The 24,829-nt window shown below is 66.2% G+C and carries 22 protein-coding genes; 9 read left to right on the top strand and 13 right to left on the bottom strand.

Annotation, left to right across the window (positions count from 1 at the left end; translation table 11 throughout):
- Window positions 1–83 precede the first annotated feature (83 nt).
- Window positions 84–986 carry a cysteine synthase CysM gene (cysM, locus tag EWM63_RS06085; protein ID WP_130185728.1) on the top strand — a complete coding sequence of 301 codons (903 nt, stop codon included), beginning with the start codon at window positions 84–86 and terminating at the stop codon, window positions 984–986.
- Between the two features lie 65 nt (window positions 987–1,051).
- On the opposite strand, the gene EWM63_RS06080 is transcribed toward cysM, so the two are convergent.
- The 5 genes from EWM63_RS06080 to EWM63_RS06060 all read right to left on the bottom strand — a co-directional run bounded on the left by EWM63_RS06080 (window position 1,052) and on the right by EWM63_RS06060 (window position 6,875).
- Complete coding sequence (locus EWM63_RS06080) at window positions 1,052–1,408, bottom strand: hypothetical protein (RefSeq protein ID WP_130185727.1); 357 nt, start codon at window positions 1,406–1,408, stop codon at window positions 1,052–1,054.
- A gap of 422 nt (window positions 1,409–1,830) precedes the next feature.
- The gene (mltB, locus tag EWM63_RS06075) at window positions 1,831–2,985 is read right to left on the bottom strand and encodes a lytic murein transglycosylase B (RefSeq protein WP_130185726.1); all 1,155 of its coding nucleotides are present in this window, start codon (window positions 2,983–2,985) and stop codon (window positions 1,831–1,833) included.
- A gap of 10 nt (window positions 2,986–2,995) precedes the next feature.
- On the bottom strand, window positions 2,996–4,972 hold the full coding sequence (locus tag EWM63_RS06070; protein WP_130185725.1) for a transglutaminase TgpA family protein: 1,977 nt from the start codon (window positions 4,970–4,972) through the stop codon (window positions 2,996–2,998).
- Complete coding sequence (locus tag EWM63_RS06065) at window positions 4,969–5,952, bottom strand: DUF58 domain-containing protein (protein ID WP_130185724.1); 984 nt, start codon at window positions 5,950–5,952, stop codon at window positions 4,969–4,971. The genes EWM63_RS06070 and EWM63_RS06065 overlap by 4 nt, the downstream gene beginning before the upstream one ends.
- Window positions 5,953–5,954: 2 nt before the next feature.
- The gene (locus EWM63_RS06060) at window positions 5,955–6,875 is read right to left on the bottom strand and encodes an AAA family ATPase (RefSeq protein WP_130185723.1); all 921 of its coding nucleotides are present in this window, start codon (window positions 6,873–6,875) and stop codon (window positions 5,955–5,957) included.
- Window positions 6,876–6,981: 106 nt separating this feature from the next.
- On the opposite strand from EWM63_RS06060, the gene EWM63_RS06055 reads away from it, so the two are divergent.
- Window positions 6,982–7,908, top strand: coding sequence for a histone deacetylase family protein (locus EWM63_RS06055; protein ID WP_130185722.1), 927 nt, complete (start codon window positions 6,982–6,984; stop codon window positions 7,906–7,908).
- Between the two features lie 5 nt (window positions 7,909–7,913).
- Here EWM63_RS06055 and EWM63_RS06050 read toward each other — a convergent pair whose 3' ends face one another.
- Both EWM63_RS06050 and EWM63_RS06045 read right to left on the bottom strand, forming a co-directional pair.
- Entirely contained in the window at window positions 7,914–8,486 is a 573-nt protein-coding gene (locus EWM63_RS06050; RefSeq protein ID WP_130185721.1) for a nucleotidyltransferase family protein, read from the bottom strand.
- 6 nt (window positions 8,487–8,492) lie between these two features.
- Entirely contained in the window at window positions 8,493–9,179 is a 687-nt protein-coding gene (locus EWM63_RS06045) for a hypothetical protein (protein ID WP_130185720.1), read from the bottom strand.
- A gap of 94 nt (window positions 9,180–9,273) precedes the next feature.
- On the opposite strand from EWM63_RS06045, the gene ylqF reads away from it, so the two are divergent.
- Window positions 9,274–10,221: a ribosome biogenesis GTPase YlqF gene (gene ylqF / locus EWM63_RS06040; RefSeq protein ID WP_130185719.1), complete on the top strand. Its 948-nt coding sequence runs from the start codon at window positions 9,274–9,276 to the stop codon at window positions 10,219–10,221.
- A 148-nt stretch (window positions 10,222–10,369) separates the two neighbouring features.
- Here the strand turns inward: ylqF and EWM63_RS06035 are convergent, their stop codons facing one another.
- The 3 genes from EWM63_RS06035 to EWM63_RS06025 all read right to left on the bottom strand — a co-directional run bounded on the left by EWM63_RS06035 (window position 10,370) and on the right by EWM63_RS06025 (window position 14,275).
- The gene (locus tag EWM63_RS06035; protein WP_229487755.1) at window positions 10,370–11,164 is read right to left on the bottom strand and encodes a DODA-type extradiol aromatic ring-opening family dioxygenase; all 795 of its coding nucleotides are present in this window, start codon (window positions 11,162–11,164) and stop codon (window positions 10,370–10,372) included.
- A 148-nt stretch (window positions 11,165–11,312) separates the two neighbouring features.
- The gene (locus tag EWM63_RS06030) at window positions 11,313–12,164 is read right to left on the bottom strand and encodes a hypothetical protein (RefSeq protein ID WP_130185717.1); all 852 of its coding nucleotides are present in this window, start codon (window positions 12,162–12,164) and stop codon (window positions 11,313–11,315) included.
- Window positions 12,161–14,275: a M1 family metallopeptidase gene (locus tag EWM63_RS06025; RefSeq protein ID WP_130185716.1), complete on the bottom strand. Its 2,115-nt coding sequence runs from the start codon at window positions 14,273–14,275 to the stop codon at window positions 12,161–12,163. Before EWM63_RS06025 ends, EWM63_RS06030 begins: the two co-directional genes overlap by 4 nt.
- 197 nt (window positions 14,276–14,472) lie before the next feature.
- On the opposite strand from EWM63_RS06025, the gene EWM63_RS06020 reads away from it, so the two are divergent.
- The 6 genes from EWM63_RS06020 (at window position 14,473) to EWM63_RS05995 (ending at window position 19,702) form a co-directional block, all read left to right on the top strand.
- The gene (locus EWM63_RS06020) at window positions 14,473–15,135 is read left to right on the top strand and encodes a thiol:disulfide interchange protein DsbA/DsbL (RefSeq protein WP_229487754.1); all 663 of its coding nucleotides are present in this window, start codon (window positions 14,473–14,475) and stop codon (window positions 15,133–15,135) included.
- 36 nt (window positions 15,136–15,171) lie between these two features.
- Window positions 15,172–15,483 (top strand): hypothetical protein, encoded by a 312-nt coding sequence (locus tag EWM63_RS06015; RefSeq protein WP_229487753.1) that lies wholly within the window; start codon window positions 15,172–15,174, stop codon window positions 15,481–15,483.
- Window positions 15,484–15,785: 302 nt separating this feature from the next.
- Entirely contained in the window at window positions 15,786–17,660 is a 1,875-nt protein-coding gene (locus EWM63_RS06010; RefSeq protein ID WP_207221250.1) for a M6 family metalloprotease domain-containing protein, read from the top strand.
- A gap of 6 nt (window positions 17,661–17,666) precedes the next feature.
- A complete protein-coding gene (locus EWM63_RS06005) occupies window positions 17,667–18,464 on the top strand; it encodes a hypothetical protein (RefSeq protein WP_130185715.1) in 798 nt (265 codons plus the stop codon).
- Window positions 18,461–19,393, top strand: coding sequence for an ATP-grasp domain-containing protein (locus EWM63_RS06000; protein ID WP_165390761.1), 933 nt, complete (start codon window positions 18,461–18,463; stop codon window positions 19,391–19,393). Before EWM63_RS06005 ends, EWM63_RS06000 begins: the two co-directional genes overlap by 4 nt.
- 24 nt (window positions 19,394–19,417) lie before the next feature.
- A complete protein-coding gene (locus tag EWM63_RS05995) occupies window positions 19,418–19,702 on the top strand; it encodes a hypothetical protein (RefSeq protein WP_130185713.1) in 285 nt (94 codons plus the stop codon).
- A gap of 12 nt (window positions 19,703–19,714) precedes the next feature.
- Here the strand turns inward: EWM63_RS05995 and EWM63_RS05990 are convergent, their stop codons facing one another.
- Genes EWM63_RS05990 through xylG form a run of 3 tightly spaced genes read right to left on the bottom strand, consistent with a single transcriptional unit; the run spans window position 19,715 to window position 24,825 of the window.
- The gene (locus tag EWM63_RS05990; RefSeq protein WP_130185712.1) at window positions 19,715–22,108 is read right to left on the bottom strand and encodes a glycoside hydrolase family 3 N-terminal domain-containing protein; all 2,394 of its coding nucleotides are present in this window, start codon (window positions 22,106–22,108) and stop codon (window positions 19,715–19,717) included.
- 22 nt (window positions 22,109–22,130) lie between these two features.
- Window positions 22,131–23,273, bottom strand: coding sequence for a sugar ABC transporter permease (locus EWM63_RS05985; protein ID WP_130185711.1), 1,143 nt, complete (start codon window positions 23,271–23,273; stop codon window positions 22,131–22,133).
- 22 nt (window positions 23,274–23,295) lie between these two features.
- The gene (gene xylG, locus EWM63_RS05980) at window positions 23,296–24,825 is read right to left on the bottom strand and encodes a D-xylose ABC transporter ATP-binding protein (RefSeq protein ID WP_130185710.1); all 1,530 of its coding nucleotides are present in this window, start codon (window positions 24,823–24,825) and stop codon (window positions 23,296–23,298) included.
- Between the last annotated feature and the right edge of the window lie 4 nt (window positions 24,826–24,829).

Genomic DNA, 24,829 nt, shown 5'->3' with positions numbered 1-24,829 from the left:
CGTCGCCAACCGGGGGCGGTGGCGAGCGGCCGGACGTCAACCGGGCTAGAATGGCTGTTTTGGTGAAGATAAGAAGCTAACGCATGGCATACAAAACTATTGCCGACACGATCGGCAACACGCCGCTGGTCCAGCTGGTGCGCCTGCCGGGCGCGGAAGCGGCGGCGCGCAACAACATCATCCTGGGCAAGCTGGAAGGCGACAACCCGGCCGGTTCGGTGAAAGACCGTGCGGCGATGTCGATGTTGCGCCGGGCCGAAGAGCGCGGCGACATCAAGCCGGGCGATACGCTGATCGAAGCCACCAGCGGCAATACCGGCATCGCACTGGCGATGGCGGCGGCGATCCGCGGCTACAAGATGATCCTGCTGATGCCGGAAAACCTGTCCGAGGAACGCCGCCAGAGCATGGCCGCGTACGGCGCGCAGATCATGCTGACGCCGAAGACGGGCGGCATGGAATATGCCCGCGACCTGGCCGAGCAGATGCAGCGCGACGGCAAGGGCATCATCCTCGACCAGTTCGCCAACGGCGACAATCCCCGCGCGCATTACGAATCGACGGGGCCGGAAATCTGGCGCGACACCGAAGGCCGGGTCACGCACTTCGTCTCGGCCATGGGCACGACCGGCACGATCATGGGCGTGTCGCAATACCTGAAGGAACAGAATCCGGGCGTGCGCATCATCGGCGCCCAGCCGGAAGACGGCTCGTCGATCCCGGGCATCCGCAAATGGCCGGAAGCGTACCTGCCGAAGATCTTCGACAAGGCCCGCGTGGACCAGGTGGAATCCGTGTCGCAGGCCGCGGCCGAGCGCATGGCGCGCCGCCTGGCGGCGGAAGAGGGCATCTTCTGCGGCATTTCCGCGGCAGGCGCCTGCGAGATCGCGCTGCGCGTCTCGCAAACGGTCGAGAACGCAACGATCGTGTTCATCGTCTGCGACCGGGGCGACCGCTACCTGTCGACCGGGGTCTTCCCGGCCTGACGGCCAACATGGCCGGCATCGCGCCGGCCCATGAAAAAAGCCGGGTTGCCCCGGCTTTTTTACAATCAGCTATTGCCGTTGTTCGAGTTGTTTGCCGCCGGCGTTTCGCCTTCTTTCGGCTTGAACTGCTTGTCGCTGATGCGGAACTTGTTGCGGCGGTCGCCCATCAGGTAACGCAGGTCGCGGATCGACAGATCGCTCACCTCGTGCATGCGGATCAGCAGGGAAGCACCGACCGGCAGGCGGTGGTGACGGATTTTGCTGATGACCGGCGGTGCGACCTCGAGTGCGCGGGACAACGCAGCGTCGTTTTTCAGGCGCAGGTTTTCGATCAGCGTGTCCAGCAGACGGTTCGGGTTGTACTGCAGCAGATCATCGCCGTCCGAATCGTTGTTCATATCAATGCCGACTTGGTTTGTCATGATGCGTCTGTTCCTTCTGTAAAGTTTGTCCTGCAAAGTGAATCACTCGGAGTTCATGCTAAGTTCTTCTTCGCGGAGGAACGATCGACACACGATTCCGGGATAACAAGTTTCATAATATATACACAATTGTACAACATCCGGCAATCTAATACTCAAGAGCAATAAAAAAATATTACTGTTTGATGACGCCGTTGTCGCATTGCAACAATTGGTGAGAATTCTACCGTAGTTCGTGTGATAGTTAAAAGCCAATCAGCGAGCGGGGCTTTGTCAATCGTACAATTTTAAGCATAATATAAAACTTATCATCAATGCTGCTACCAAAGCAACAGTGAATGCAGGCATATTCGTAATACGTTACATTCGGGCAACCAGCTCATCAAGCCGAATTACCCATCTTTACACCATGCAACGGCCCGTCAAGGGCGGGCGAGGCTCACGGCGCGGCCCAGTTCCACCACGGACATCGCATAGAAATAGCTGCGGTTGTACTGCGTGATCGTGTAGAAATTATTCGACGCCACCCAGTATTGTGTTGGCTCTGAACCGTTTTGCAAATCCACCAAGCCATAGAGCATGCCGGGCGGTAAGGTCGATGTCGGGACGACACCGGCCCCTGTCAAGTCTTCCGGCGAAAATTTCGCCTCCAGGCTGCCATCGGCAAAACGCTCCCACTCGCGTGCCGGCGACACGGTGGCCGGGAACACGATCGGCCCCGGCTGGTCGCGCTTCCAGCCGTGGCCGACCAGGAACGATGCCACGCTGCCGATAGCATCGGCGGGGGAATTGCGCAGGTCGACATGGCCGTCGCCGTCGAAATCGACCGCGTATTTCAGGATGTTGCTGGGCATGAACTGGGGCAGGCCCACAGCGCCCGCGAACGAGCCCTGCAGCGACAGCGGATCGATACCGGTCTGCCGCGCATACAGCAGCGTGGCTTCGAGTTCGCCGCGGAAGAACGCCATCCTGGCGTCGCGGTTCGGCGCCAGCGGGTAGGCGAAGGCCAGCGTCGTCAGTGTGTCGACGACACGGAAGCGCCCCGTGTCGCGACCGTAGATGGTTTCCACGCCGATCACGCCGGCCAGGATCTCGGCCGGCACGCCATACAGCGCCTCGGCGCGCGCCAGCGTGTCGGCATGTTCGTTCCAGAAGCGCACGCCGGCGGCAATGCGGATCGGTTCGATGAACCGGCTGCTGTACACGGTCCAGTTCTTCGGCTTGCCCGGTGGTGCGGGCTTCACCAGCTGTACCACCGAATCCAGGTAGCGCACGTTGCCCAGCAGCGCTTCCAGTTCCGGGCGCGTGAAGCCATGCTTCGCGACCATCTCGTCCATGAAGGCCTGTACTTCCTTCCACTGGCCGAAATTGACGAATTCCCCCGTGTAGTAGTCGCTGGCCGGCGCCGGCACAGCCTTCTTGACGGGTTTTTTCTTTGCCTTGCGTGCGGCCTTGGCTTTTTTCGCCTTGGCGGCTTGCGTGGTGTCGCTTGGTGCGGCCAGCAATGGTGCGGGCAGGAGACTTGTGGCGGCAACGGTTGCCGCCAGCAGCAGGGAGACCAGGGTCTTGAATTTCATCGTGACAAGCTCAGCAGTTTGACCAGACGGCGGACCGACCGGTGTCGTTCATCGTCATCGAGCGCGCGGTAACGCAGCGCCGCGTACAGTTGCAGGAATTCGGCCATCGCGGCCTTTTTTTCGTCCGCCAGCGCCAGCGCCGCCACCCGGGGGCCAGGCTGTGCGGCCCTTCGTCCGGTGCCCGCCGGATGCCATGGCGGGCCAGCAACAGCTCGAACCGTTCCCACGCAGTCTGCACGGGATCGCGCCGGCGCCGCGCACGAAGCAGGCGCCACAGCCAGGCCAGCGCCAGCAAGATGGCCAGCGCGGCAAGGGTCTGGCGGTCGGCAGCCCGGGCCGACAGTTCCGCAAGGAAATTCCGCTGTCGTTCCGGATTGTAATCCAGTATCCATTGATTCCAGGCATTATTTCCCGCATTTACGTGGAAACGGAGGCGCGCAAGCCACGAATCCTTGTCTCCCCGAAAAGCGGTAATCCCGTACGGCGCCTCGCGCGGCAGCGCGCCGCCAAGGCCGAGGCGCACCCGGTCCGGCGCCACGGCGGCCGTCGGATCGACGCGCAGCCAGCCATGGCCCTTGATCCAGACTTCGGCCCATGCATGCGCATCGGACTGCCGCACGGTCATGTAGCCGTCCACCGGGTTGAGTTCGCCGCCCTGGTAGCCCGTCACCACCCGGGCGGGAATGCCGGCCGCCCGCATCAGGAACACGAATGCGCCGGCATAGTGCTCGCAAAAGCCCTGCCGGGTGACGAACAGGAATTCATCGATGGCATCGCGCCCCAGCAGCGGCGGCTGCAGCGTGTAGACGAAGCCCTTCATACGCAGCAGCAGCAGGGTTTCCGCAACCACGCGTGCGGTGTCGACGCTGGCACCATCGCCGCGCAGGGTGCGGGCCAGTTCGCGCGTCTTGGGATTGAAGCCGGCCGGCAGTTGCAACCACTTGCCGGTGAGGGCCGGATCGAGTTCCGGCTGCACCGCGTAGTCGGCGTAAGCGGCGGCCCGGTAGCGCACGCGCCGGTGGATCGGGCGCACGGTGAAGCTTTCCAGTTCGTCGGATTCGCCGACCCGCTCACCCGGCACCTCGAGCGCCGGTGGCGTCAGCTCCAGCGTGAACAGCCAGCGGCGTTCGCTCGGTTCCAGCGTCACTTCATAGGGTGCCGGCGTGCCGTTCACGCGCAGCGTCATCGCATCGCCGTCGCGGCGGTACAGGCGGCCGCCGATACGGGTCCACGTGCGGCCATCGTAGTGGCTGAGCACCACGCCGCGCCAGTACAGCCGGTTCTGCGCCGGCGGCGCGCCATCGAAGCGCACGCGGAACGCCAACTCTTCCGACAGGGCCAGGTTCGTCATCGTACCGGGCGCCATCGTGTCGGAGATGCCGCTGCGCGGGCCCTGCGCGTCACCCGGCATGCCCCACAGCGGTCCTTCGAAACGGGGGAACAGCACGAACAGCGCGGCGGCCAGCGGCGCGGCCAGTGCAAACATCTTCGCGGCGAGCCGCAGGCGCCGCCCCAGCGTGGGCACGCTGCCCGTGTACTGGTAGGTGATCTGCACGGTCAGCAGCGCAACGAGGGTGGCGGCCATCGCCAGCCCGGTCAGGATGCCCTGCGAATAAAAGAAACTCGTCAGCATCAGGAAGAAGCTGAGGAACAGCACCACGTACAGGTCGCGCTTCGCATGCATCTCGAGCAGCTTGAACACCAGCAGCAGCGTCAGCATCGCCACGCCGGGATCGCGGCCCAGCAGCGTGCCATACGACTGGAACACGCCGCCCATGGCAATCAGCGCGACCGGCAACAGCAGCCAGACCGGCGGCAGGCGCCGGCCGCGCAGCGTGAGCAGCACGCGCCACAACAGCGTGACGCACACGGTGCCGGTGATCCACCATGGCAGGTGCATGAAGTGCGGCGCGAGCACCAGCAGCGCCGCGGCGACGAGCAGCAGCGTGTCCTGCTTGTCGCGCGTGAGGGGCGCGAGCGCTTTCATGGCAGCGGCTCCCGGCCGTACAAAGCCAGTGCCTGCAGGCAGGCGGCCCGGTGCGCATCGCCCAGGCCGGCGGCGTAGCGATGGTGACCAAGGCGGAACGAGTAGGGCAGCGCGCGCTGCTCCGCATCCAGCACCCAGCGTGTCATGCGCGCCAGCCTTGCTTCCACGTCCATGTGCGGCGGCAGTTGGGCGAAATCGAGCGCCAGTTCGGCCACGGCGCCGCCCTCGAAATGCTTGGTGACGAGCTGGCCGCCATCTTCCGGCGCCAGGCGGGCGATCTGCCGCCACGCCAGGTGGCGCAGCGGGTCCCCCGGCTGGTAGCTGCGGATGCCGGCGAAATTGTCCAGGCCGACTTCGCCGTGACCTTCCTCTCTGGCCGCGCCACGCATGGGCAGTGGCTGGGCCGGCGTTTCCGGGTGCGGATAGACCAGCACGCGCAGGTCCGGCTGCCACCAGCTCCATGCACGGAACAGGCCGAGCGGAAAGCGCGTTTCCAGGTGGACGCGCGGTGCGCGCAGCCAGCCCCGCTCGGGCGCCGCAATGGCGAGTACCACGGTGGCGCTGCCGCGCGCCGGCACGTCAGCCGCGTGTTCCGGGGGGCCCTCGCCCACGGTGCCGAAGCGAAGGCGGATCGCGTAGCGGTCCGTATTGCCGGCGTTATGCAGATGGATGCCGAACTGCGCGGTATCGCCGGCGAAGACCGGCGCGACGCGGCCGCCGGCCAGGCGCAGGCCGGCCAGGTTCTTCACGGTGAGCACCATGTCGGCCACCGCGCACGCGGCGGCGAGAAAGGTCAGGGCGAAACCCAGGCCCAGCGTGTAGTTGGTGGCGCCGATCAGCATCAGCACGAGCAGCACGGTGAACGCGAGTCCGGCGCGGGCCGGCAGGATGTACACGCGGCGCAGCGTCAACACCACGTCGCCATCGCGCGCCTTGCGGCGCTCGAAGCGGAACACGCGGCGCCAGAACGCTTCCAGCATCGCTAGACCGGTACCGACTTCTGCAACTGGAGCACCAGTTCGCGGCTGGCCAGCGCCACGCCCTGGCTCGACTTCATGGGCCGCAGCCGGTGCGCGCACACGGGCACCAGCACCGCCTGCACGTCTTCGGGCACCACGTGGTCGCGGCCTTCCAGCGCCGCCCACGCGCGCGCGGCCTGCACCAGCGCCAGGGCGGCCCGCGGGCTCAGGCCTTCGGCAAACGAGCCATTGCTGCGCGAAGCGAGCACCAGCGCATGCACGTAGTCGATCAGCGCGGCCGACGTGTGGATCGCGCGCAGGCCCCGCTGCGCTGCGGCCAGTTCGGCCGGCGTCATCGCCGCCCCGAGCGACTTGAGCATGCTGCGGCGGTCTTCGCCCATCAGCAGCGCGCGCTCGGCGGCCGGGTCGGGATAGCCCAGCGTGATGCACATGAGAAAGCGGTCCAGCTGCGATTCCGGCAGCGGGAAGGTGCCGATCTGGTGGGTGGGGTTCTGCGTGGCGATCACGAAGAAGGGTTCGGGCAGCGCGCGCGTGACGCCGTCGGCCGTGACCTGGCGCTCCTCCATCGCTTCCAGCAGGCCCGATTGCGTCTTCGGTGTGGCGCGGTTGATTTCGTCGGCCAGCAGCACCTGCGTGAAGATGGGGCCCGGGTGGAAGGCGAAACCATTCTTTTCGCGCTCGTAGACGGAAATGCCGGCCACGTCGGCCGGCAACAGGTCGCTGGTGAATTGCACGCGGTTGAACTGCAGGCCGAGCGACAGTGCCAGCGCATGCGACAGCGTGGTCTTCCCAACGCCCGGCACGTCTTCCAGCAGCAGGTGACCGCCGGCCAGCAGGCACGCCAGCGATTGCCGGATCTGCAGGTCCTTGCCAACGATGACGCTGCCCACCTGGCGCGCGACGGCATGCAAATTCGTATACATGGTCTGTTATAGTTGCCCTTGATGCAGGCCATTCTACCCTGCATGAATTACGATGCGTAAGAATGATGCAGTGAAGAAACCTGCAGGATAGGAAGCTGCCAGACCCGTGACCACCGCCATCTACAGCCACCCCGATTGCCAGCGCCATGAAATGGGCGAATGGCATCCCGAATGCCCCGCGCGGCTGCAAGCCATCGCGGACCAGCTGATCAGCGCCCACATCGACGACCTGCTGGACCACCGCGAGGCGCCGCTTGCCGGGCTGGAAGCGATCGCGCGCAACCACACGCCGAACGCCATCGCCATCGTGCAGAGCCAGCCGCACGAAGGCGACGACTATTACCCGATCGACGGCGACACGTCGATGAACCGCCACAGCTACCAGGCCGCGCTGCGTGCCGCCGGCGCGGCGGTGGCAGCGACCGATGCCGTCATCGATGGCGAGATCGACAACGCGTTCTGCGCGGTGCGCCCGCCCGGCCACCATGCGCGTCCATCGGTGCCGATGGGTTTTTGCCTGTTCAACAACGTGGCCATCGCGGCACGCCACGCGCTCGATGCGCGCGGCCTGGAACGGGTGGCGATCATCGATTTCGACGTCCACCACGGCAACGGCACGGAAGAGGCATTCCGGAACGAGCCGCGCGTGCTGATGGCCAGCTTCTTCCAGCATCCGCTGTATCCGTACACGGACCCGCTGCCGGTCACGCCGAACCGGGTCAACGTGCCGGTACCGGCCGGCACCAGGGGCGACGTGGTGCGCCAGCTGGTGCTAGACCAGTGGCTGCCGGCGCTGCATGCGTTCAAGCCGCAGATGCTCTTCATCTCGGCCGGCTTCGACGCGCACCGCGAGGACGATCTTGCCGGCATGGGCCTGGTCGAGGCCGACTACGCGTGGCTGACGCAGCAGATGATGGAGGTGGCGAAGCTGCATGCCAACGGCCGCATAGTCAGTTGCCTGGAGGGCGGCTACAACCTGTCGGCGCTGGGCCGCAGCGTCGTCGCCCACGTGAAGGCGCTGGCCGAGATCTGAGCGGTTCAGGGCCGCAGTACGCGGACCTTGGGCCAGCGGCGCCGGAAGTCCCTGGCCGTGATTCTCTGCAGGTATTGCTCGCGGGTGGCCAGCGCCGGATTCCAGCGGACGACCATGTCCATCAGATCGTCGAAGCCCAGCGGCGCAACGAACTCGATCGCACCGTTCGATGCCAGGCGCGCGGCGATCGCGGTGGCGGTCTCCGGCCATGTCGCGATGGCTGCCTCCAGTGAGTCATGGGCGGCAATTACCCGTCCAAATGCCTGTTCGTACCAGAGGTGCACACCGGCCTGGTTCGTCACTTCCCAGTTGAATTGCGGTGCACGCTGGCGCAGCGTCGCTTGCAGAATGCCATCGCGAGCGCTGCCGGGATCGCCCGCGTCAAAATACACGACGTCGATATCGGTGGCGGGCGCTTCGGGCGGCAAGCCATGCAGCGCATCCCACACTGCCGAGCGGATCGCGCCGGCGCCGATGCACGCAGGCAGCGGCAATGCCGAGCGCACGGTTGCCAGGGCTTCCATCAGCCAGGGGCAGGCGCGGATGATCGCGCGGCACCGCGCCTCGGCAGCGCTCATGCGGCGTCAGCGGGCGTACGCGAATTCGACCAGCGTGTCGTCGCTCCATGAGCGGTCCGCCAGCGGTGGGTTGAACACACGGCGGTAATGGCGGTTGACGGGAATCTGTTCGCGGCGGGCGCCATCGCGCAGCCATGCCGCCCGCAACGGTGCCGGCGCGTCGAAGCCCATGTGCATCGTCATCGCGCGGCAGGGGCCGCCACCGGCCGACAGCGCGGCGCGCGCCGGCGGGGCCAGGTCTTCCTGTTCGATCGCCCACTGCACCGCGCACTGCGCGCGCAGGTCGCCCAGCCGCCGCGCATCGGCCGGCACGCCGGGGCTGCGCACGTCGGGGCGCCAGCGCACCGTATTTTTCTTCTTGTTCAGCACGAGCGCCGCACCTTCGCGCAGTGCCGCGTCGTTGCGCGGCAACGTGAAGCCGCCGTCGGCCTCGAGCCGCACTGGCACGTTCACCGCTTCGCCGACGATCTTCAGTTCCGCGCCGGTCAGGCTCTCCTCCTGGCCGGCGGGGCGCAGCAGGAAACGCAGCGCCGCCTGCGGCGCATGGGCGCGCGCGGCGTCGAACGCGTCCAGGCCCTTGACCATCGTCGCATAGGCTTTCAGTTCCGGGTCGCGCACGTTGCTGACTTCGACGACGGGCTGCGCCGTTGCCGAAAGCACCACGAAGGCAAGGAAGAAGAGCGGGAATTTCATGGAAGAGCCGACATCCGGGCAAAACGCAAATGGTAACAGCAGCGCCGGTGCCGGTAAAATAGCGGATTGTTCCAGACATTCAGAAGGTAACAGCATGGCCATCCAATGGTTCCCCGGGCACATGAACGCCGCCAAGAAGAAGGCGGCCGAGCAGATGGCGGACGTCGACGTCGTCATCGAAGTCGTCGATGCCCGCCTGCCGCAAGCCAGCACCAATCCGCTGGTCGAGGAGCTGCGCAAGTTCCGTTCGAAGCCATGCCTGAAGGTGCTCAACAAGATCGACCTGGCCGATCCCGACGCGACCAACGCCTGGATCCGCCATTTCGAGCAGGATGCGACGGTAACCGCGTATGCAATGACGACGAAGAAACCGTCGGACGTGGCGAAAGTGATCGACAAGGCGCGCGCGCTGGCGCCGCACCGCGGCGTGCCGACCAAGCCGCTGCGCATGATGATCATGGGCATTCCCAACGTGGGCAAGTCCACGCTGATGAACGCGCTGCTCAAGCGCCGCGTGGCCAAGGTGGGCGATGAACCGGCGGTGACGAAGACACAGCAGAAGATCTACCTCGACATGAACACGGCCATCATCGACACACCGGGCCTGTTGTGGCCGAAGATCGAAATGCCGAGCGACGGCCTGGCGCTGGCCGCCAGTCACGCGATCGGCGCCAACGCGCTGATCGAGGAAGAAGTGGCCGAATGGCTGGCCGCCGAGCTGCTCGCGCGCTACCCGCAACTGCTCGCCGCCCGCTATGGCTTCAAGCTGGAGGGCATGGATGCCATCGCCGTCGTCGAAGGCATCGCGCAACGGCGCGGCTTCCGCATCCGCGGCGGCGACTGGGACTACGAAAAGGCGTCGCACATGCTGCTGCAGGATTACCGCAGCGGTGCGCTGGGCCGCATCTCGCTGGAAACGCCCGAGACCCGCGCCGCCGCGCTGGCCGTCTTCGCCGAGCAGGAGCGCATCAAGGCCGAAGCCGTCGCCGCGAAAGCTGCCGAGAAGGAAGCCGAGCGGATGAAGGGCAAGCGCGGCACCTGATCAACGGCAGCCATTTCCACGGCAGCATTCCGCGGCTGAGCTCGTGTCCACCATGGGGTCAACCCTCAAATCGGACACGACCCCAGCCGGAGGAGCTGCCGAGCTCGTGTCCGAAAATGGGGTTGACCCCAAGGTGGACACGAACTGATCAGTTGCCGAACCTGAAACTGCTCACCGCCAGCGCGCCCATGAAGGCGTCCTCATGGTAGACGACGGTGGCCGGATCGTCCTCGGCGGCGCCGAGTGCCACCATCAGCGGCAGCAGGTGTTCTTCGCGCGGGTGGGCGGCGCGGGCGGCCGGAGCACGGTCCCAGTTCATCAGCGCGATGGCGCGCTCCTTCGGCGCCAATGCCATCGCCTGCCGCAGCCAGCCGTCGAACTGGTGCGACGCGGCGGCGCCGGCGCCGTTGAAGGCGCGCAGGTTGTGGTAACTGAGCCCGCTGCCCACGATCAGCACGCCCTCGTCGCGCAGCGGCCGCAGTGCACGGCCAGCCGCCAGGTGGGCCAGGGGATCGAGCCCGCGCTTGAGTGACAGTTGCACGATCGGCACGTCCGCTTCCGGGAACACCGGGTACATCGCCGAGAACGTGCCATGGTCGAAACCACGCTGCGCATCGAGCCCGGCGGCGATGCCGGCTTCCTGCAGCAGCGCCTGCGCGCGCGCCGCCAGCTCGGGCGACCCTGGCGCGCCGTAGCGGATCGCGTAGGTATGCGGCGGAAACCCGCCATAGTCGTAGATCATGTCGGGTTGCGCGCCGGAGGACAGCGTGAAGTCGCCGCCTTCCCAGTGCGCCGTCACCACCAGCACGGCCTTTGGCTTGCCGCCGATCTGCCGCTCGATGTCGCGCAGCGACGCGTCCAGCACGTCGTAGGCGCCGCCGAATTCGGTTTTCATCCACGGCCACGGGCCGCCGCCATGCGACAGGAAATAGGTGGGCAACATGCCGAGCTCCATCGTTTGAACGCGACGACTATACGGCGGCCTGCCTGTCGCCGCAACGGCCAAAAAATCGATACTGACGTTCGAAGGATTCGCTACATGGTGGCCGATGCAGGCGCCTTTCAATGCAGGCGTGGCGGACCTGCCGCATCTACTCCTGCTTCTGTGCCAGCGCCACCAGCGCGAACAGCCGCGTCACGCGCATCCATGCCAGCACCAGCACGACGAGCTGCGCCAGCAGCAGCGCGCCGAGCGTGCCCACCGGGCCGATGGCCGGCACGTGCAGCCGGCACCATCCCAGCAGCGCGGCCAGCGTCAGGCCCGCCACGGTCGGTACCAGCCACGCCAGCAGCACGCCGCCCGGCCGTTGCGCCAGCAGGCGCAGCCCCGCGCCCCACGCCCGGACCGCGCCCGTGCGCCGGCGGTCGATGGCCAGCATGGCCCGGCCCGCATCAACCGTCACGTTCGCCAGTACCACCACCACCACGGCGGCGGTGGCCGCGGCGAGCTGCCACGGCAGCGTGTCGGCATAGGTGATGGCGCGGTCGGCATGCTGGCGCGCGGCGTCCGCCAGCCAGCTTCCCAGCAGGGCGGCCGCGCCGAGCGGCACCACGGCCCAGGCCAGCATGCGCGCCATGCGCGGATACTGTTCGCCGGCACCGGCAAGCAGCTCGCGCAGCCGCGGCGGCTGCGGCGCGCGCGCCGCCGTCACCGCCGCGCCGGTGAGCAGCGGCGACAGCAGCAGCGTGACGAGCAAGGCGCCCAGCCCCGTGGCCGCCATCGTGTCCCGTTCGCGCTCGAACGCCGCGCCGAGGTCGGCGAGGGCCACCATGTCGAGCGCGCGCGCCAACGCCGCCACGTGCACCGAATGATCGAGTTCGCGCGCCAGCAGCGTCCATACAGGCAGGGAGGCCAGCACGGCCGGCAGCAGCAGCAAGGCAAGCCACAGAAGGAGCAGGCGCCATTGCAGCGCCGCGCGGGCAGCATCGAGCAGGCGCCTCATATTGCCGCCACCAGTGCGAGCAGGGCCTGGAAGACGGCCGCGAAATCCATCGTCCAGCGCCGCGTGGCTTGCGCATCCGCCTCCAGCGTGCGCGTGTCATCGAGCTTGTTCGTGTCGAGCAGGTGGCGGCGTTCCGGGTCCAGCTCGGCCGCCACGGCCGGCACGCCCTTGACCCACTCGAAACGCCGCCATGGCGCGTCGCCGTTCCACCGCACGGTTTCGCGCCCGCCATCGGCGAATTTCACCACCAGTACCTGCGGCACGGCGGCGCCGCGGCGGCGCACCACGACCGTTGTCCGGTACCGCGGCGGTGTGGACGGCGCGGTGGCGAGCATGGCCGGCGTTACTTCCACCAGCTTGCCGCCTCGCGCCGCGAGGCCCGGCTGCGGCGCCACTTCCTCGCTGGTCAGCGAAGCGATGCGGTCGTCCACTTTCTGCACGGCGTACACCTGCTGCGCGAACACCCTTTCGACGAGTGCGCGCTGGCCGCTGACCTCGGCGATCGTTTCACGCAGGTCCGCCGCGCTCGGGTGGCGGAATTGCCAGCGCCGGTAGTACTCCCTGAACGCGCGGTCCATCACTTCCGTGCCCAGCTGCGCCTGCAGGTCGTGCAGCATCACGGCCGTGCGCGAGTAGGCAGGGCCCACGCCTTCGAGCCGGTCGTAGGCGTTGGCGCCAATGGGGTCCGCCGGTTCCTCGCGCGGCGCATCGAAGCGCTCGCCGGGAAACCCGCCGAACGCGAAAGCGCCGCCGCCCTTCAGCAGCGATGCCAGCACGGGCAGCGATGCCGGCCGCTGGCCCAGCATGCGCACGTTCCAGTATTCGTTCACGCCTTCGTCGAGCATCGGTTCCTCGAACTCGTTGCTGGCCACAATACCGTGGAAGTACATGTGCGCAAATTCATGCACGGTGACGAAGTCGAGGTCGTAGCGATCGCGCGTGCCGGGCGACACATCGCGCACGCTGTCGGTGGTGAAGAACGTGGGGTATTCCATGCTGCCCGCGTGGGCGGCATTGAACGGCGCGATCACGACGGTGAGCGTGTCGTAAGGGTAGGGCCCCAGCTTGCCCGCGAAATAGTCCAGCGATTTCTTTGTCATCTCCAGCGCCGGTGCCGCGTTCGACGCATAGTCGGGCGGGTACAGCACGGTGATGTCGACGGGTTTGCCGCCGGGCGCGGTCCACGTGGCGCGCAGCGGTGGCGCCGTGCGGTTGTCCGCAGTCCATGCGAAGTCGTGCACGTCGCCCTGCGCGTAGTGATGGGTCACATGGCCGCCGCTTTCCACCGGCTTGCCCTGCAGCGCGCCCGTGGCGCCCACCGTATACCCCTTCGGCACCGTCAGCTTCACGTCGTAATGGCCGAAATCGGCGTAGTACTCGGAATCGGTGTGGTACTCGTGCACGTTCCAGCGCGGCGCCGTGGCACCGCGTTCGCCCGGCAGTTCCAGCACGCCGATCTTCGGGAACCATTGCGCCACCAGGTGGAACGTGCCGAAGTGGCCGGTGCGCGCCGTCACGCGCGGCAACTGGTCGAAGAAGGCGATGTCGAGCGTGGTGCTGGCGCCGGGCGCCACGCTTTGCGGCAGGTCCAGGCGCACCACCGTGCGGTCGGTGTGCGGTCCGCCATCCGGTTGCACGAATGTCCATGGCACGTCCGTGGCGCCCTGGCGCACGTGGCGCAGGTCGATGTAACCCCATTCGCCTTCGCCCATGCCGTCGGTCAGGCCCTGCGCGCGCAGCTCCGTCATGAAGGTGCTGTCGCCGTTGCGGAACGCGTTCAGGTACAGGTGCAGGTAGACGCTATGCACGGCGCGGTCGCTGCGGTTGCGCCAGGTGAGCTGTTGCCGGCCTTCGATGGTGTGGCGGACCGGGTCGAGCCTTGCCTCGATCCGGTAGTTCGCCACCCGGTTGGACAACGTCGGCTCCGTACCCGTGCGCGGGCCGCCCCACGCCGTGGCGGCACTGGGCGTGGCCACGGCCGCGGCGTGCGGCGGCGCGAACGGAATCTCCTGGCGGGCGGCGGGCGGGCTGCCCTGGGCCAGCAGCGCCGGCTGGACCAGCGCGACCACGGCCGCCGCCGCGGCCACGATGAGGGAATGCGGGACGCGCATGCTGATCCTTGTGCGGGGACGATGGGGCCACTATAGCGAGACCCATGCATGTCCGGCAACGCTTTTGTCCTCTTAAAAGGAGCTTAATTTCACGATGCGCCCATACTGCGCTCGCACTACGTTACTTACGCTGGCGCAAAAAATGGTAATCTCGCGGCGTTTGTCATCTCATGCGAATCAACCAGGAAGGAAGATACATGCGTCCAATGCGCCGCTTCATGCTTGCCGCCACCGCCACGCTGGCGTTGTCCGCCACGTTTGCGGGTACGTCCCACGCCGCCGGGCCGGGGTACACGACCCTGAGCACGCCGGTTCCCGCGACCGCGCCGGGCAAGAAGGTCGAGGTCATCGAATTCTTCATGTACACGTGCCCGCACTGCTACTCGCTCGATCCGCTGCTGGAAGAATGGGTCAAGAAGCAGGGCGACCGCATCGTGTTCAAGCGGATGCACTTCGCGCAGAGCCCGACCGATCCGCTGGCGCATGCCTACGTGACGCTCGAGGCGATGGGCCAGACCGAGGCCGTGCACGGCAAGATCCTGCGCGCCATTCATGGCGAGCGCCAGCGCATCTACCGCAGCGATGAGGAAATGAAGCAGTTCCTCGTCAAGAACGGCATCGACAAGACACGCTACGAACAGCTCTTTAATTCCTTCAGCGTGCAGACTAAGATGAAGCAACTGGCCGGCACGGTCGCGAAGTATCAGGTCAGCTCTGCGCCCACGCTGGTCGTGGATGGCCGCTACATGACGTCGCCCTCGATCGCCGGTGCCCCGGGCACGTCGGAAACGCAGGCCGGCCGCCAGACGATGGCCGTGCTGGATCAACTGGTCGCCAAGGCTGCGGCCGAGAAGAAGTAACAATAAACGTCACCGCAAGGAAGCAGGAGTATCGTCATGACCGATCGCGAAAAAGGCATCATGGAAGCGTTCGACGCGCTGGAACCCGACGAACGGCGGCTCTTCAACGCCAGCAACGTCAACCACCTTGCGTGGAGCCTGGTGGTATTGCTGGCCATCCTCGTGTGCTGGCTGGCGGCGTCGCTCGTCAATGCCGAGAACCAGCGCCACGCGTTGATGACGAAGCAATGCCAGGACCGCGTGTTCAAGGAAGAGGTCGACAAGATGTGCCTGCTGACCGTGCGCTCGCGCGAACACTGGTGGCAGCATCTCGGCTACGGCTTGGGGCACCTGACCCCTGAAAAGTAGCACCGCGCCATGTGACCAACGTACAGAAAAGCCCGCCGATGCGGGCTTTTCTGTTTTCAGGACCTGCCCCGACATTCGATTACAACTGCCCGACAAATGACGACAGACGTCCCCTGTTCGCAAGCGCAGCATTGAACAAGCGACATGCCTGATGCAAGGGGGAGGTGTGAAGCCAAAGCTGTTTTCCTGGGAACAGTCTGCGGGTCGGTGCACCGGCGTTGCGCGGCCAGCCAATGCGATTTCCGCAGCCATATGATCTTGTTGCGCAGTACTGTTCAGCGCAATCCATGATTGGAACTGCCATGTGTAATAACCACGATGTCTATGCCAATGTTTCCCGTGTCTATGCGGCTGCCCAGCGGGCGCCCGATCCGGACCGCTGCATGGTTGCTCCGTCACCGGAACTCAATGAGCGGCTGCGCAAGGAAATCGCAGCGCTGAGCAGTCAGTTCACGAGCCGCAGCGGCCTGCGCCTGCGCGCGACCGAACCCAGGGCGGAAGGCTTCAACGACGGGATGATCATTCCTCCCAGCGAATTCCCGCTGGGCACGTCGCCCAGCGTCATCCGGAACCAGGCGCTCGACAGGGCGCCGCTGCACGGCACCGTGCGGGTCATCGTGGTGCTGGTCGATTTCAGCGATCAGCCGATGGCCCGGACGGCGAGCGACCTCGACCAGTTGTTCTTTTCCGACGGCGTGGTTCCCACGGGAAGCGTGCGCGAATACTTCACCGAGGTCACGCATGGCCTCGTCGACCTGCAGGGCCAGGTCGTCGGGCCTTTCCGGCTGCCACAGACGCTGGCCGCCTACTGCAACGGCGACTCGGGTACCGGCAATGCGCTGCCGAATGCGCGCACGATGGCCAGGGATGCGTTGAGCGCGGCCGATCCGGGCGTCGATTTCGGGCCCTATGACAATGATGGCAATGGCTTCGTCGATGCCTTCGTCGTCGTGCACGCCGGGGCCGGCGCGGAAGAAACAGGGAGCAGCGGCGACATCTGGTCGCACAAGTGGACACTGCCGTCGGGCGCCGTGACGACCGACGGGACCAAGGTGTTCGGCTACCTCACGGTGCCCGAGGACTGCAAGATCGGCGTGTGCGCCCATGAACTCGGCCACCTGCTGTTCGGTTTCCCGGACCTGTACGATACCGACGGCAGTTCCGAAGGCATCGGCCGCTTTTGCCTGATGGCCGCGGGGAGCTGGGGCGGCGGCGGCGATACGCCGACCCATCCCTCGGCCTGGTGCAAGGCCAACCAGGGCTGGGCCACCGTCGACAACGTCACGGTCAACGGCATGCGTTCCATCGCCGATGTGAAGGACAGCCAGTCGGTGCTGCGCCTGTGGAAGGATGGCGCTTCGGGTGCCGAGTATTTCCTGGTCGAGAACCGGCAGCAGACGGGCTTCGATGCCTCCCTGCCCGGCGGCGGCCTGCTCATCTGGCATATCGACGAATCGGTTGCCACCAATACCAACGAGGCGCGCTACAAGGTGGCGCTGGTCCAGGCCGACAACCAGCGCGACCTGGAAAATTCCAACAACCGCGGCGACGCCGGCGATCCGTATCCCGGCTCCACCGGCAACTCGTCGTTCACCAACACGTCGGCACCGAACTCGAAGTCGTATGGCGGCCAGAAGACCTGCGTCTCCGTCACCAGCATCAGCGCGCCCGGGGCCGTGATGACCGCCAACGTCAAGGTCAAGTGCGGCCTCAAGCCGGCCAAGGAATTCACGAAGGACAAGGAGTTCGCGAAAGAGCTGCAGCCCGAGAAACCCGTGCTGGACAAGAACTTCGACAAGCCGATCCTCGACAAGCGGCCGGAAAAACCGGTGATCGACAAGTCGGCCTCCTTCGACAAACCCTTTGACAAGCCCTTCGAGAAACAGGGCGACAAGCCAGTCGATGGCGGCGGATTGCCCGGCGGCTTTGGCGGGGGCTGGGGCGGGGGCATGATGGAGGCACGCATGGCGCAGCTCGAGGCCATCGTCGGCACCCTGCTGGGGCAACCGGGCGGGCAGCAGGCGCAACAAGCCCCGCAGCCCTTCATCGGCGCGGGATTGCGCCCCGACCTGAGCCAGGGCGCGCTGGCCGGCGAGGATGACACGCGGCAGGAGGCCATGCGCCGCGGCGATGCTGCCGGCAAGCGCTCGTACGACACCAAGCCCGGCGACGTCTGAGCGGCCATGCTGGTCATACGCCACCTCTTCGACCCGGTCGCCGACACGCTTGCGGGCGCACTCGGGCCGCGGCTGCGCAGCCTGACGATCGAAACCTGGCTTGCCGGGTGCACGTTCACCCATTCGGTGGGGCAGGGCGGGGTCGCCAGCGAGGTGCGCGCGCGGGGCGGTCCCGTGTTGCTCGATGGCGCGACCGCCATCGTGCTCAACCGGGTGCGCCACGTGCCGGTGCCCGCGTTCCACCGGTCCAGCCAGCCCGACCGCGAGTATGCGAGCGCCGAGGCGACGGCCGCGTTCTGGAGCTGTCTCGAAGGCCTGGACTGCCCGGTGCTGAACGACATGGCCCGGCTGCACATGGCGGGCCACGGCAGGCCGGGGCTCGCCGCCGCCGGCCACGCCGCGCGCGCTGGCCTGCGCACCCGCGTGCTGCGCATGTCGACGCGCTCGCGCCTGGGGGAGCCCGGCACGCTCGAGCCGGTGGGGAACGCGGGCGGCCCTGTGCCGGCCGTGGGTGCCCCGGTGTTCGCCTGCCAGCCTGCCGATGGCGAACGGGGCATGCTCTGGGTCGTCGGAAATGCCGTGGTGGGCGAACTGCAGGGTGTCGGGCACGCAGCCGTCCTCGCATTCGCCCGGTCGACGGGTCTCGGTTTTGGCGTGGTGCAGTTCGTGCGCGGCCCGGATGGCGACTGGCTATGGTCGGGGTTCGACGCCGCGCCGATGGCGGCGCCCGCCGCGGTGATCGGCGCGCTGCGCCAGCACATGGAACGCCAGCCGGCACCCGGCGCCGAAGGAGCGGTCGCATGATCCTCCTGGCCGGCATTCCTTCCGAACCGCCCGTTGCCATGGCACTGGCCAGTGCCGAGGCGCTCGGCATCCCCTGCGTGCTGCTCAACCAGCGATCGTTCGCCCACGACGAGATGGAACTGGACTATGCCGATGGCACCTGCACGGGGGCGATGACCATCGGCGGCCAGGTCTACCCGCTCGAACGTTTCCGCGGCATCTACCTGCGCACGACCGATGCGTCGACCTTGCCGGAGCTGTCACGGATGGGCAGGGCCTGGGATGGCGCGGCGCTGGCGGCGCGCGCGCACGCCTGGAGCGAAATACTGGTGCAGTGGACCGAGATCGCACCGCAGCGCGTGGCCAACCGCCTTTCCGCGACGTTGTCCAATTATTCAAAGCCATTTCAACTGCAGGTCATCCGGCGAGCCGGATTCGCCGTGCCCGAAACGATCGTGACCAGCGAACCGGCGTGCGTGCACGCGTTTCGCGCCAGGCATGGGCGGGTCATCTACAAATCCACCAGCGCGGTACGCTCCATCGTGCGCGTCCTCGACGATGCCGCGCTGGCCCAGCTGGAAAGCATCCGCGCATTGCCCACGCAGTTCCAGCAATTCATCGATGGGGAAAATATCCGGGTGCACGTGGTGGGCGACAGCGTATTCGCCGTGCGCATCATCAGCGACGCCGTCGACTACCGGTATGCCGGCAGGGATGGTCTCGATGTCGACATGGTGCCATTCGCGCTCCCCGCTCGCGAAAGCGACCGTTGCCGTGCCCTGTCGAGGGAGCTGGCCCTGCCGTTATGCGGCATCGACTTCAAGCGCACCCCCGGTGGCGAGTACGTGTGCTTCGAGGTGAATCCGTCACCGGCGTATAGTTACTACCAGGAGCAGACAGACCTGCCGATGTCGGACGCGCTCGTGCGGTACCTGGATGCGCAGGCATGACCACTATTGACGGAGGAGGCCACCATGCAGGTCGTGGAAAACTGGGCCTGGGTGACGTGCCGGCTCGAAGCCGTGCACGATGCCGGGCAGGTCACGGAACTCGAGGTGACTGTCGAATCGACCGGCCCGGTGCAGGGCTTTCCCGACCTGCTTGCCCGGTACGTCGGCGAGCGGGTGCGTATCAGGTTGGGCACGCGGCTGGGCACGCGGCCGCACCTGCCGCCGGGAAGCCGGTTCAGGATCAAGGCGCGCGTTGCCGGCCCCCATGCCATCTGGGGCAGCGCCGACACGGTCGCCGCTGCCGATTGACGCGCGCCCCCGTCAGGCCACCATCAGTTTCACCGACTTCAGCCGCACGCTGTCCGGCCCCGCGTGGATCGTGAAGCTGCCTGGTTCGACCACGCGCCGCATGTCCACGTTGTAGAACGCCAGGTCGGCTGGCTTGATGTCGAACACCAGTGTCTTCTTCTCGCCCGGCTGCAGCGTCACGCGCCGGAACGCCTTCAGCTCCAGCACGGGGCGCGTCACGGACGAGATGTCGTCGCGGATGTACACCTGCACTACTTCGTCGCCCGCCAACGCGCCGGTGTTGGTGACGTCGACTTCCACCTGCGTGGCGCCGTCCGGCCGGATCGTCGCCTTCGTCAGGCGTGGCGCCGAGATGTCGAACGTGGTGTACGACAGGCCGAAGCCGAACGGGTACAGCGGCGCGGTGCTGCCGTCGATATAGCCGCGCCGGGCCGAAGGCTTGTGGTTGTAGAAGATCGGCAGCTGGCCCACGTTGCGCGCGACCGATACCGGCAGCTTGCCGCCCGGGTTGACGCGGCCGAACAGCACGTCCGCCGCGGCGTTGCCCGTTTCCTGGCCCATGTACCAGCCCTCGATGATCGCATCGGCCCGCTCGGCAAGCAGGTTGACCGACATGGGCCGGCCGTTCAGCAGGAACACGATCGTCGGCTTGCCCAGGTCGAAGATGGCTTTTGCGAGGTCGTTCTGCTGGCCCATCAGGTCCAGCGTGGCACGGTCGCCCAGGTGCTTGTCGGCCCAGGCTTCGCGGCTCGTCATCTCGTTGTCGCCCAGGACCATCACGATCGTGTCGGCCGATTTCGCCGCCGCCACCGCTTCCGCGATCAGGCGCGCATTGACTTCCGGGGCGGTGAAGCGGATCTCGTCCTTGCCCCAGATGCGTTCCTCGGTGATGCGCACGCCTTCCCGGTAATCGAAGCCGAAGCCCTGGGCCTTTGCCTCGGCCTGCAGCGCGTCGTGGATCGATACGACCTTGCGGGGAATGTCGGAATAGCCGCCGATCGGCGTGTCCTTCGCGTGCGTGCCGAGCAGCAGCAACTTGCCGGTCTTGTTTGCCCGCAGCGGCAGCACGCCCTTGTCGTTCTTCAGCAGCACGACCGAGCGGCCCGCGGCTTCGCGCGCCAGCGCCACGTCGGCAGTCGTCGCCGTTTGCGCATCGGCCTGCGCGACGTCGGCGTACGGCTGCTCGAACAGGCCCGCCAGGAACTTCAGTTCGAGGATGCGGCGCACGATCGTATCGATCTCCTTTTCGGAGACCCGGCCTTCCTTCACCAGTTCCGCCAGGTGCCGGTAGCCATGGCCATCCGGCGTTTCGATGTCGACGCCGGCTTTCACCGCGTAGTAGCCGGCCTCCTTCGGCGTGGCGGCCATCTTGTGGCGCGTGACCAGTTCGCGGATGCCCATGTAGTCGGACACCATCACGCCCTTGAAGCCCCATTCCTTGCGGGCCACGTCGTTCAGCATCCACCGGTTCGCGTGCGAGGGTATGCCGCCGACCTCGTTATACGAGGGCATGATGGCGGCCACCGTGGTTTCCTTCACGAGCCGCTCGAATGGCGGGAAGAACTCCTCGCGCAGCGTGCGTTCGGACACTTCGGCCGGGCCGATGTTGGTGCCCGACTCGGGCTGGCCATGGCCGGTCATGTGCTTCAGCGTCGTCAGCACCTTGTCCTTGGCGAGCTGGCGCGACGTGCCGGAAAAACCGATCACGGCGGCCTTGCCGATTTCCGCGGACAGGTGCGGGTCTTCTCCGTACGTTTCCTCGATGCGGCCCCAGCGCGGCTCGCGCGCCACGTCCACCACGGGCGCCAGCGCGAAGTTTGCGCCGCGTGCCCGCATCTCGCGTGCCGCCACCGAAAACACCCGGGTGACGAGATCCGTATCGAAGGACGACGCCAGGCCGATCGCCTGCGGGAATGACGTGGCATCGCGCGCCGCGTAGCCGTGCAGCGCTTCCTCGTGCATGAAGAGGGGAATGCCCAGGCGGGTCTGCTCCAGCGCCCATTTCTGCGCGGCGTTCACATACTCCGCCGTTTCCCGAGCGCCGCGGTTCGGGCGCGCGCCATCGTCACCGGCCGCCGCGGCGGCACCGGCTTCCGACTTGCCTTGCCGGTCCGAAGGCCGCGCCAGCATGCCGATCCCGTTTGGAAAAGCCTTCACTGCATTGGCCGCGGAAAAGGCCCCATTGTCTTCGACCTTGCCTTTTTCGATCCAGACGCAATCCATCTGCGCGATCTTTTCTTCCAGCGTCATCCGCTTCAGCAAGTCGTCCACCCGCTTCGGCACCGGCGCGGCCGGATTCTTGTACGTGGGGCGGGCCGTCGCGGCCATCGACAGCGTGGGCGCCGCGCCGGCGGCCGCCATCGTGGCCAGGAATCGTCGCCGGCCGTTGTTCGAATCGTGTTGCATGTGTCTCCTTTGTTTTTTGTGTTTATCGCTTGCCGGCACGGGTAGCCACGTCGACCCACACGGCCAGCGTGAGGATGCCGCCCTTGACGATCATCTGCCAGTACGTGTCCACGTCCAGCATCGACATGCCGTTGTCCAGGCTGGCCATCACGAGTGCGCCGATCAGCGCGCCGTAGACCGTGCCGGAACCGCCGCGCATCGACGTGCCGCCGATGAAGCAGGCGGCGATCGCATCGAGTTCTGCCGACGTGCCGGCCGATGGGGCGCCAGCCGCGAGGCGGGCCGTGTTGATCAGGCCGGCGAGGGCGCACATCAGGCCCATGATCCCGAAGATCCACAGCTTCACGGCCTTCACGTTGATGCCGGAAAGGCGCGTGGCTTCCATGTTCGAGCCCACCGCGTAGATGCGGCGGCCGAACACGGTCTGCGTCGTCATGTAGGTGAAGATGCCCAGCAGCGCGAGCAGCAGCAGCACCGGAAGCGGAATGCCTTCATAGCTGTTCAGCGTGGTGACGAAGCCGAACAGCACCGCGGCGATGATGCCGAGACGCAGGCCGTCGCGCCACGGCGGCGCCTGTTCCAGGCCGTGATGGGCGCGGCTCTTGCGCTGGCGGAAGGTCAGCGCGATGGCGATCACGAACAGCGTCACGCCCAGCACGATGCCCCATTGCGGCGGCAGGTAGCCCTGGCCGATATAGACAAATTCCTCGGACACGGGCGCGATCGTCACGCCGTCGGTCACGCCGAGCAGGATGCCCCGGTAGGCCAGCATGCCGCCCAGGCCCACGATGAACGACGGGATGTGCAGGTAGGCCGTGAGGTAACCGTTGAACAGGCCGATGAACAGGCCCACTGCCAGCACGGCGATCATGTTGACGGGCAGGCCCATGCCGTGCGTGACGTCCAGCACGGCCGCGACGCCGCCCAGCAGGCCAAGCAGGGAACCGACGGACAGGTCGATCTCGCCGGCGATGATCACCAGCGACATGCCGCAGGCCAGGATGCCCGTGACGGCCATCTGCCGCATCAGGTTCGACATATTGCGCGGCGTGAGGAAGCCGCCTTCCGTCATCCACGTGAAGAAACCCCAGATCAGTACGATCGCGACCAGCAGGGCCAGCATCTTGTACTGCGTGAACAGCTTCTTGAATTGATTGCTTTTCATGAGTATTTTTCGATAGAGCCCGTCAGTGGAGCGGTTGCGCCAGGGCGGCGGCCAGCAGGGTTTCCTGCGTGAGGTTGTCGTTGACGAAGTCGCCGCGCAGCTGGCCTTCGCCGATCACGAGCACGCGGTCGGAAACGCCCAGCACTTCCTGCAGTTCCGACGACACCATGATGATCGAGATGCCTTCGCTGGCCAGGTTCAGCATCAGCTGATAGATCTCGAACTTGGCGCCCACGTCCACGCCGCGCGTGGGTTCGTCGAGGATCAGGATCTTCGGCTTCGTCAGCAGCATCTTCGACAGTACGGCCTTTTGCTGGTTGCCGCCGGAAAGCCCTGTGATCGGCAGGAACGGGCTGGCCGTCTTCAGCTTCAGCCGGCCAATCTCGCCGCGGATCACCTTCAGCTCCTCGTCCTGGTCGATGCGGCTGCCATGCGAGAACTGCTGCAGCACGGCCATCGTCATGTTCTGGCCCACCGACAGATCGGGCACGATGCCGTGGTGCTTGCGGTCTTCCGGCACCATGGCCAGCCCCGTGCGGATCGATTGCAATGGCGATGTCGTGTGCCAGCGGCGGCCCTCGTAATACACCTCGGCTTCATACGAGCCTTCGTAAGAACCGAAGATCGCGGACACCAGTTCGGTGCGGCCGGCGCCGACGAGGCCCGCGATACCCAGGATCTCGCCACGGCGCAGCGTGAACGACACGTCGTCCACGCGCTTCCTTTGCGGGTTGTCCGGGTCCCAGCACGTCACGTGCTTCGCCTCGAAGACCACGTCGCCGGGCGTATGCCGCTTTTCGGGATAGAGCTGGTTCATTTCGCGGCCGACCATCTGCGCGATGATCTTCTCCACGCTCATCTCGCGCATCGGCGTGGTGGCGATGTGCTGGCCGTCGCGGATCGTCACGATCGTGTCGCAGATCGCCGCGATTTCGTCGAGCTTGTGCGAGATGTAGATGCAGGTGACACCCTTCGACTTCAGCTGGTGGATGATGTCGAGCAGGATGCGGATCTCGGACGTGGTCAGCGACGACGACGGCTCGTCGAGGATCAGCAGCCGGGCATTCTTGTTCAGGGCCTTGGCGATCTCGATCAACTGCTGGTGCCCGCCCCCATACTGCTTCACGGGCAGCACCACGTTGACGTCGCGGATGTTCAGTTCGGCCAGCAATTCGTTGGCGCGGCGGTTCATCGTGTCGTAGTCGAGGCGCCCGCCGGGCAGGGTGATCTCGTTGCCGAGGAAGATGTTTTCACTCACCGACAGTTCCGGCACGAGCATCAGTTCCTGGTGGATGATGACGATGCCGGCGGCTTCCGTTTCACGGATCGAGGTGGCTTTCAATGGCGCGCCGTTCCAGTAGATCTCGCCGTCGTAGGTGCCGTGCGGGTAGACCCCGGACAGCACCTTCATCAGCGTGGATTTCCCGGCGCCATTCTCACCGCACAGGCCGACGCATTCGCCGGCCTTCACCTTGATGTCGATGCCATTCAGTGCGCGCACACCGTCGAACTGCTTGACGATGGCGCGCATTTCAAGAAGGTAATCGCTCATGCGG

Source organism: Pseudoduganella lutea (genome assembly GCF_004209755.1).
Classification (GTDB): Bacteria; Pseudomonadota; Gammaproteobacteria; order Burkholderiales; family Burkholderiaceae_D; genus Rugamonas; species Rugamonas lutea.
Note: the sequence above shows the minus strand (reverse complement) of the source record. Positions and strands in the feature narration are given on the sequence as shown.